The 7,731-nt window shown below is 58.9% G+C and carries 7 protein-coding genes; 3 read left to right on the top strand and 4 right to left on the bottom strand.

What is annotated here, in order from left to right; translation table 11 throughout:
- Nucleotides 1-132 precede the first annotated feature (132 nt).
- On the top strand, nt 133-1,050 hold the full coding sequence (locus tag DHV10_RS26715) for a hypothetical protein (protein WP_109489486.1): 918 nt from the start codon (nt 133-135) through the stop codon (nt 1,048-1,050).
- 16 nt (nt 1,051-1,066) lie between these two features.
- On the opposite strand, the gene DHV10_RS26710 is transcribed toward DHV10_RS26715, so the two are convergent.
- The 3 genes from DHV10_RS26710 to DHV10_RS26700 all read right to left on the bottom strand — a co-directional run bounded on the left by DHV10_RS26710 (nt 1,067) and on the right by DHV10_RS26700 (nt 4,503).
- A complete protein-coding gene (locus tag DHV10_RS26710) occupies nt 1,067-1,855 on the bottom strand; it encodes a LytR/AlgR family response regulator transcription factor (protein WP_109489485.1) in 789 nt (262 codons plus the stop codon).
- On the bottom strand, nt 1,836-3,008 hold the full coding sequence (locus DHV10_RS26705; RefSeq protein ID WP_239462067.1) for a sensor histidine kinase: 1,173 nt from the start codon (nt 3,006-3,008) through the stop codon (nt 1,836-1,838). The genes DHV10_RS26710 and DHV10_RS26705 overlap by 20 nt, the downstream gene beginning before the upstream one ends.
- A 208-nt stretch (nt 3,009-3,216) precedes the next feature.
- Nucleotides 3,217-4,503, bottom strand: coding sequence for a PQQ-binding-like beta-propeller repeat protein (locus tag DHV10_RS26700; RefSeq protein WP_239462066.1), 1,287 nt, complete (start codon nt 4,501-4,503; stop codon nt 3,217-3,219).
- Nucleotides 4,504-4,900: 397 nt separating this feature from the next.
- Here DHV10_RS26700 and DHV10_RS27620 point away from each other — a divergent pair, with 397 nt between their 5' ends.
- Both DHV10_RS27620 and DHV10_RS26690 read left to right on the top strand, forming a co-directional pair.
- Nucleotides 4,901-5,056 (top strand): hypothetical protein, encoded by a 156-nt coding sequence (locus tag DHV10_RS27620; protein WP_204101547.1) that lies wholly within the window; start codon nt 4,901-4,903, stop codon nt 5,054-5,056.
- Between the two features lie 223 nt (nt 5,057-5,279).
- Nucleotides 5,280-6,788 (top strand): amino acid permease, encoded by a 1,509-nt coding sequence (locus DHV10_RS26690; RefSeq protein WP_239462069.1) that lies wholly within the window; start codon nt 5,280-5,282, stop codon nt 6,786-6,788.
- A gap of 26 nt (nt 6,789-6,814) precedes the next feature.
- Here the strand turns inward: DHV10_RS26690 and DHV10_RS26685 are convergent, their stop codons facing one another.
- The gene (locus tag DHV10_RS26685; RefSeq protein WP_109489482.1) at nt 6,815-7,666 is read right to left on the bottom strand and encodes an AraC family transcriptional regulator; all 852 of its coding nucleotides are present in this window, start codon (nt 7,664-7,666) and stop codon (nt 6,815-6,817) included.
- Nucleotides 7,667-7,731 lie beyond the last annotated feature (65 nt).

Below are 7,731 nucleotides of genomic sequence, written 5' to 3'. Positions count from 1 at the left end.
GGAGGTCGCCATTGGCGACCGCAGTGGAGGAATCTGCAGTTGCCTTTCTAGAAATCTAAAACCTCGACTATTTCCGAGTTGGCGTCAATCCAGTCCTGACGAGATTTTTGAAACAGTATTGACGAGAACGGTGTGAAGTATGAGTCCGTTATGCAAGTGCTCTGCATCAAGATGGCTGAACTCCTGAGGAAGCATCCAACCCTCTGGCTTCCTTATCTGGCGGCTGATCTTCTTGCGATCTGCCTCTGGCGACTGCGGGGAGTGGCTGAAAGAGGCATATTCCGGTGGTTCACGACGGGGCATTCCGTGCTGGGTGGTGAAGTTCCACTGCCTCCACACGACTCTGCTACGTTAGCCAAAGCTTCAATAGCCTACGCTCCAATTGCAATCGTTGCAATCATTGCAGTTGTATCTCTATTCGTGGCCGCTCTCGTCGCAACTGCCGTCATCGTAGATTCAATTGAAAGGGATCAAAGGCCCGATTCAAGAATGATCTTGGAAGCACTTTTGACGCGCTGGCGAAGGATTGTTCTGTTCTCATTGAGGTTTTTGGTAACAGTCGGGATATTCATCGGCGGGACGGCGGGACTGTCGTACTACTTACTTTCGATAGCGCATCGTCAGGGCCTCATCAATTCTTTTTGGTTCCTCGCAGCAGGCATGCTATTGGGGGTTGGATGCACGGGTTGGCTTGTCCTTCCTGCAGCGGTTCGACTCCTAAGAGGAGTGTCGGCGCTGGTGTCAGTTAAAACCAGAATTCAGGGGACAATTCTTGCTGTTTTGGCGGCGGAGGCAGGCGCGGTACTTGGATTCTTCGTGCCTAGTCTGGAAACGTCTTTGCTGCTCACTTCTCATGGGGAGAACAACGTGCTCTCCATCTTTAACTCAATAGTTGCAAATGCGCCCGACGCGTTACTCTTCATTGCTCTGGCACTACTGACGGCCGATCTATCTCGGAACCTTGACGATGGGAAAAACTCTAAACTTCGCGAGCTTTTACCGGTTCTGATGCCCATGCATTTTGAGAAGGGCGGAACGCAGCCCGAGTGAAAACCTCAATTAGCCCTTACAACGGCTGCCCCAGCCTCTTCTCCAACTGCCCTCGATAGGTCCTGCTCACCCGCGTCCTCGATCCGTTTTTCAGCACCGCCTCAAACTCACCGTGCGAAATCGGCTCCAATTGCACCACGCTCTCAATGTTGATCAGCGCCGACCGATGCACCCGCACAAACCGCCGCGGATCGAGCTTCTCCGCCAGATCATTCAGCGCCGCGCGATACAACAACTCTTTCCCGCCCACGTGCAGCGTCACGTAAACTCCCGCCGCTTCGATCCAGTCGATATCAATCACACGGATAAACCGCGTCGTTCCTCCCGCCTTCACCACCAGCCGATCAAGCCTCTTTTCCGGCGTAGACGGCGCGGCGCTGACCATCTTCATGACGCGCTGGCCGAACTCCCGCATGCTCCGCTCATCGAGCCGCGCCTTCACGCGCGCCATTGTCGCCTCAAAGCGCTCATCGCTAAACGGCTTCAATAGATAGTCCAGTGCATTCGCCTCAAAAGCCCGAATCGCATGCTGGTCGTAGGCCGTCACAAAAACAGTCAGCGGCATATCCGCCGCGCCAATCGCATCGATCACGCCCAGCCCATCCAGCTCCGGCATCTGCACATCCAGAAACAGCAGCCCCGGCTTCTCCCGCTGGATCATCTCCACCGCAGTCTCGCCGTCCGCCGCCTCGCTCACGGACGCCACCTGCTCATCCCGCCGCAACAGATCGATCAGCCTCTGCCGCGCGGGCTGCTCATCATCGGCAACAAGCACATCAATCGGCTCAAGCGTACGCGCGTTCACTCTTCTCGTCTCCCACGAGCCGCAATGGCAGCGATACCTCAACTTCCGTGCCGCCCTCCATCCGGTTCTTTACGGCAAAGCGGCTTGTCCCGTTGGGATGAAGCCCCTCAATACGCTGCCTTGTTATCGACAATCCCAGCCCCTCTTGCTGTTCGAGTCTCCAGCCCAGAGGCAAACCCACTCCATCATCCTGCACGCGAATCTCGAGCCGCTCGCCCAGAGGTTTTGCGCGAACCACAATCGTTCCGCCGGCGGCCCTGCGCGAGATCCCATGCCGGATCGCATTCTCCACCAGCGGCTGAATGAACATCGACGGCACGGCGGCGTACTTCACCTCCGGAGCCACATCCATCACAATCCGCAGCTGATCCCCGAACCGGATCTTCTGGATCTCCAGATAGTGCTCAAGAAACGCAATCTCCTCCGTCAGCGGAACCTCCTGCCTGTCCTTCGACTCAAGCGACATGCGCAGCAGATCGCCGAGATGCTCAATCATCCGCCGCGTCAGCTTCGGATCGCGCTCCACATGCGAAGAAATCGTATTCAGCGCATTGAACAGAAAATGCGGATCGAGCTGCATACGCAGCGCGTTCAGCCTTGCCTCGCTGAAGCTGTGTTCCAGCCGCTCCAGCCGCAGTTCGGTATTCATATACCGTTCGTAGTACCGATAAGCCTGGATCGCGCCCGCCACAATCCAGTAGATCAGCCAGAACCATAGCTGCCAGCCGATCATCATCCGCCCGAACACCTGCCCCGGCTGCAGGGACGAAGGCGGGGCCAGCCCCAGCACCACACGGAGCACAACCATCAGGTAAAAGCCGATCAGGGTAATAATGGGGCTGGCCGCAAGATGCGCCCCGACGCGCATGCCCAGTTGCCGGCCTGAAAAAGGCAGCCGGCGATCGAACGCCACGATCAGCGGAGTGACCAGGCCCCATGCCCAGAACTGCGCAAGATACGTCTTTAGTTCGCGATCGAAGCCGCCCAGCATCAGGTTGGGCAACGCGAACGTGACTGCAATTCCCGTCCACCCGATAGCTGCAATGAGGGTCCGTGCCCACCAGTGCGCGAAGAGCTTCCCGAGCCACGACGTCCGCACGGGGTCTTCCTCGATCGCGGTCCACTCGTTCGCTGGCGTTCTCACTTTGACCACAATCCCTTCTCTCGTGCCTCACCCGCGTACATCGCGCAGACTCGTCGCTACCCCGTCCACATTATCCACTACGGCCGCCAACTCCACCTGCACCGGTCCCTTTTCACGGTTTCCGAAAAACTGGGAGTGGCCGCTTAGCCACTCCCTTCTGAGGCCGACGTGACTCGTCGGACAGCCAAAGCCAAATCTCAGCTCTTTCTTCCACCGCTTAGTCCAGCGCGTACAACATGCCATCCGTTCCCCCGAAGTAAACGACCTTATCGGCCACGACCGGCGAAGACAGTATCGGACCGACCGACATCATCCGCTTGCGGCCAGCCATCATGTCATCGTAGAAATCCGAGTCGTAGGCCGCCTCATAATTCGGCGAGCCATCAGCTTTGGTATACGCCGCCCCGTTCTTCTTCGCAGCTTCGGTCTCGAAGCTCCAGGCAATCTTGCGGTTGACCAGATCGACGGCGTTCATGTGCCCGGAGTCCGATCCCTCATACAAGGTGTTCTCCGCAATCGCCGGAGACGAAAACGATGGCCAGCGCTGAAGGTTGAGCGAAAAAACCACGTCCCCGCTCCTTGCATCCAGCGCATACACCATCCCCGAGTCCGAAGTCGCGAAGAAGACTTTGCCATCCCGCACAGCCGGAGAGGCGATCACCCACGATCCCTTTGTTCCATAGGCCCACTTCTTCTCCCCCGTCTTTGCGTCGAGCGCGTATAAATGCGCGTCGCGGCAGCCGAAGTACACCACCCCGTCCACTACCGCCGCTGACGACTGAATCCCCACCTGGTTGTGGATGTCGGGATCCTCGCCGGTCTTGAAGCGCCACACTTCTTTCCCCATCGCCGCGTCGAGCGCATAGAAGTTGCTATCCCAGCTTCCGATGTAAACCTTGCCGTCGGCGATTGCGGGTGACGCATGCACCACGTCGCCAGTCTTGAACTTCCATTTCAGCGCGCCGCTGCCCGCATCAAGCGCGTAGACATTCCCATCTCCGCTGCCAAAATAGACCGCCCCGTTCCAAACCACCGGAGACGACAAGTAGCAGTCAAACGGGTCCGGCATCACTTCCTTCGCCGGCTGCGAGCCGTGCAGATGACTCGCCGCATACCGGCGCTCGCCCTCGGTCGCAAATTTCCACTTCAGCGTCCCCGACACCGCATCCAGCGCATAGAAGTTCCCGTCGTACGCTCCGAAGAACACCATCCCATTCGCCACGGCTGCCGTCGATGCCACCCGCGCCTTCACGGCGAACTTCCATTTCGCACTTCCCGATTCGCGATCAACCGCGTAGAAAACTCCAGCCGTACTTCCGATGTATACCGTCGAGCCAGCAACAGTAGGGCTCGCGATCAACTGTCCCGCCGCCTTGAAGGTCCACTTCACCCCGTTCAGCGCAGGTACTCCGGCCGCGTCGTAAATCCCCGTATGCTCCGCGTTCCCGCGGAAGGTTGGAATGTTTTCGCAGACAGCCGGATCGGCCACAAGAAGAACCGCCATTGCCGGCATCAACGTGAGCACAAACTGCAAACGAGATTTCGCAGAACTTCGCATGAGCCGCAGCCTAGCCTTTCAACCCTCGGCAGGCTATGCCTCTGTGACGAGTTGCCGGGCTGCCTTGACGATTCGGAGTCGACCAGGCGCTTCGTCGCATGCTCAATGCCGGGCCCCGCTGGTCTTGCATAGTTTGAACCCTACTTCGCCGGACGTGCCAAATCCACACCTATGTCGCCACTGGGCCTCGCTGCATTCCCACCCGGCTCATCCCTGAGCCGAACGGCCAGTGCGGTTTCCGGCTCTTCTCCGCAGCTGTCCTCGCTTTCCTTTGCCCTGCGATTCCGATACCATTGAAGTCGCGCGAGTTCTCGCAAACAGATTGACGAAAGAGGTTTTTGAATTGGCAAACACCAAGAAGATTGAAGACAAGGCAGAACGCAAGAAGGTAAAGCGGGCCTCCCGCAAAAAGGCTGCCCCCAAGGCTAAGCGCACCACTCCGCGCGGCTCGAGCAAGAAGAAGGTCAAGAAACTGGTACGCGGCCAGTCGAAGCGCTAAGGCTGCAGGCGTCATCGCCCAGATTCTCGGGCCGCACACCCATAGGTGGCGGCCCGAAGTCATTTAATGCCCTCCTCCAACCCCTCCCTCCCCGTTCCGCTCTCCTTTCCCCACCATGTAAACTTCCCCAAAAGGCTCTCATCCTAACGCCGGGACCTTCAGCGAACCCAGGAGAACCGCCCTGCCCAATCAACTGTTTGCCTGCAAGTCGATCGACAAGCTCATCAGCGAGTCGGAAGATCCCGAACACGCGCTGAAAAAGTCCCTCGGCCCCTGGTCGCTCACCGCTCTCGGCATCGGGGCCGTCATCGGTTCCGGCATCTTCACCGTCATTGGCACCGCAATGGCTGGCCAGAAGTTCGACACTCCTGAAGTCAGCAACACGCCGCTCATCCACTACCTGCTCACCCATACCGCCATGGCGGGACGTCCCGGAGCCGGCCCCGCTCTTGCCCTCTCCCTCGTTCTCGTAGCCATCGTCTGCGTCTTCACCGGGCTTTGCTATGCAGAACTGGCCTCGATGATCCCCATCGCCGGCTCCGCCTACACCTACACCTACGCCACCCTTGGGGAACTGGTCGCCTGGATCATCGGCTGGGACCTCATCCTTGAATACGCCTTTTCCAACATGAGCGTCAGCGTCGGCTTCGCCGCGCACATCGAGGCGCTGCTCGAGTGGTTCGGCATCCACCCGCCCCTCCAGTGGATCTCGCCCGCCTATCTGCCCACCGGCCTGCAGGACTTCTCCGGCAAAGACCTCTACTCCCCCGGCTGGCACTTCGGCTTCAACATCCCGGCCTTCCTCGTCGTAATGATCCTCACCGTCATCCTCGTCCGGGGCATTCGTGAGTCCGCCCGTACCAACAACATCCTGGTCCTGATCAAGATGGTCGCGATTCTCGCCTTCATCTTCGCCGCAGCCAACTTCATCAAGCCCGTCTACTGGCACCCATTCATGCCCAATGGCTGGACCGGCATGCTCTCCGGCGGATCGATCATTTTTTTCACCTACATCGGATTCGACTCCGTCTCCACCGCCGCCGAAGAATGCAAAACACCGCAGCGCGACCTGCCCATCGGCATCCTCGCCACGCTCGTCGCCTGCACCCTGCTCTACGGCGGAGTCGCCATCGCACTCAGCGGCATCGTCCCCTGGAACTCCATCATGGGCGACGCCGCTCCCGTCGTAAACGCCCTCAAGCACCTGTCCACGCAGCCCGGAGGCGCGCCTCTTCGCTGGGTCGAGCTCATCGTCCTCATCGGCGCCATGCTCGGCATGATCTCGTCCATCCTCGTCTTCCAACTTGGCCAGGCACGCGTCTGGTTCGCCATGTCGCGCGACGGACTGCTGCCGAAGGTATTCGGCAAAATCCATGCGCAGTTCCGCACTCCCGCCGTCGCCACATGGGTCGCCGGATTCGTCGTCGGAATCCCTGCCGGCCTCCTCGATATCGGAACCGTCTCCAACCTCTCCAATATCGGCACGCTCTTCGCGTTCGTGCTCGTCTCCATCGCCGTCATGATCCTGCGCTACCGCGAACCCGCCCGCCCGCGCTCCTTCCGCGCGCCATTCGGCCCGGTCTTTCCAGTGCTTAGCATCATCTTCTGCATCGTCCTGATGATGGGCCTCGAAGTCCTCACCTGGACCGCGTTCTTCATCTGGCTCTTCACCGGCCTGCTCATCTACTTCTTCTACAGCCGCCACCGCAGCGAATTCGCCGGCATGCGCTAGCCACAGCCGCTCTCCGGAAGAGCGAATCAGACGACCAACGGCACGTCGAGCTCCGGATCGCGCTGCCTCGCGATCTGATGCTGAAAGAACGTCTGGACAACCTTCAAAGTCTCCGTCGGTGTGCTGGCGGAGAATCGTTCGAAATCGTGAATCATGTGCATCTGGTCGTGATAACCGAGATCGTGAGCCACTTCTGTCCAGGGCTTTCCCAAACGCACTTTGCGATCCAGCGCGCTCTGGAATCGCACGATCATCGAAAACATCTTCGGCCCTACCCCGAACCGTGAATTAAAATCCCGCGACAATTGCCGAGGGCTCACACTCGCCAGGCTCGCGAGTTCCGGTATCTTCACAACGCCGTTCGATCTTCGGATGCGTTCCACCACCGCGCCCATACTGTCCAGTGGCAATGCGCTATACAACTTCCCTTCGAGAAAATGATCAGCGACTCGAATTCGCTCCTGGAAGGTCTTGCAGTCGCCCAGACGAAAGTAGAGATCCTCTACCGTGCAATCGAAGAAGGCCCGTCCATCGCAGCTCGCGTCGTTCACTTCATGTGCGGGACGGCGGAACAGGCGCTCTACCCCATTCGCTTGGAACATGATGACAAAGGAAAGCAACGAGCCCTGCAAACGAAGTCTCGCGAACGGACGAGTCTGCATTCCGACGAACACAACGTGAGGGCTGGTCTCCTCGACCTCTGAATCGAAGTACGTCACACGAATCGGGTCTCCGAAGACGAATTCCAGCATCGGCGACGAACGCGCCGGAACGGGATGCACAAACAACGGATCGCGCGAGCTCACTTCACGTTGCGCATAGAACTGAACGAACGGGCGGACGCTCGCGGCCGGCATGTGGAAGCGGATAGGGAACATTGCGATACCTGGAAACTACCACGAACAGCGCACCGCCGTCGCATCAAGAGCCCGGCGTCCGTTTT

Source organism: Occallatibacter savannae, assembly GCF_003131205.1.
In the GTDB taxonomy this organism is placed as follows: domain Bacteria; phylum Acidobacteriota; class Terriglobia; order Terriglobales; family Acidobacteriaceae; genus Telmatobacter; species Telmatobacter savannae.
The sequence above is the reverse complement of the archived record's forward strand: the minus strand, read 5'-3'. Positions and strand labels throughout refer to the sequence as shown.

Excerpts from the sequence above, each read along its gene's own strand:
- DHV10_RS26700 (WP_239462066.1), bottom strand. The coding sequence starts at position 4,503 with ATGGCGGTTCTTCTTGTGGCCGATCCGGCTGTCTGCGAAAACATTCCA.
- DHV10_RS26685 (WP_109489482.1), bottom strand. The coding sequence starts at position 7,666 with ATGTTCCCTATCCGCTTCCACATGCCGGCCGCGAGCGTCCGCCCGTTC.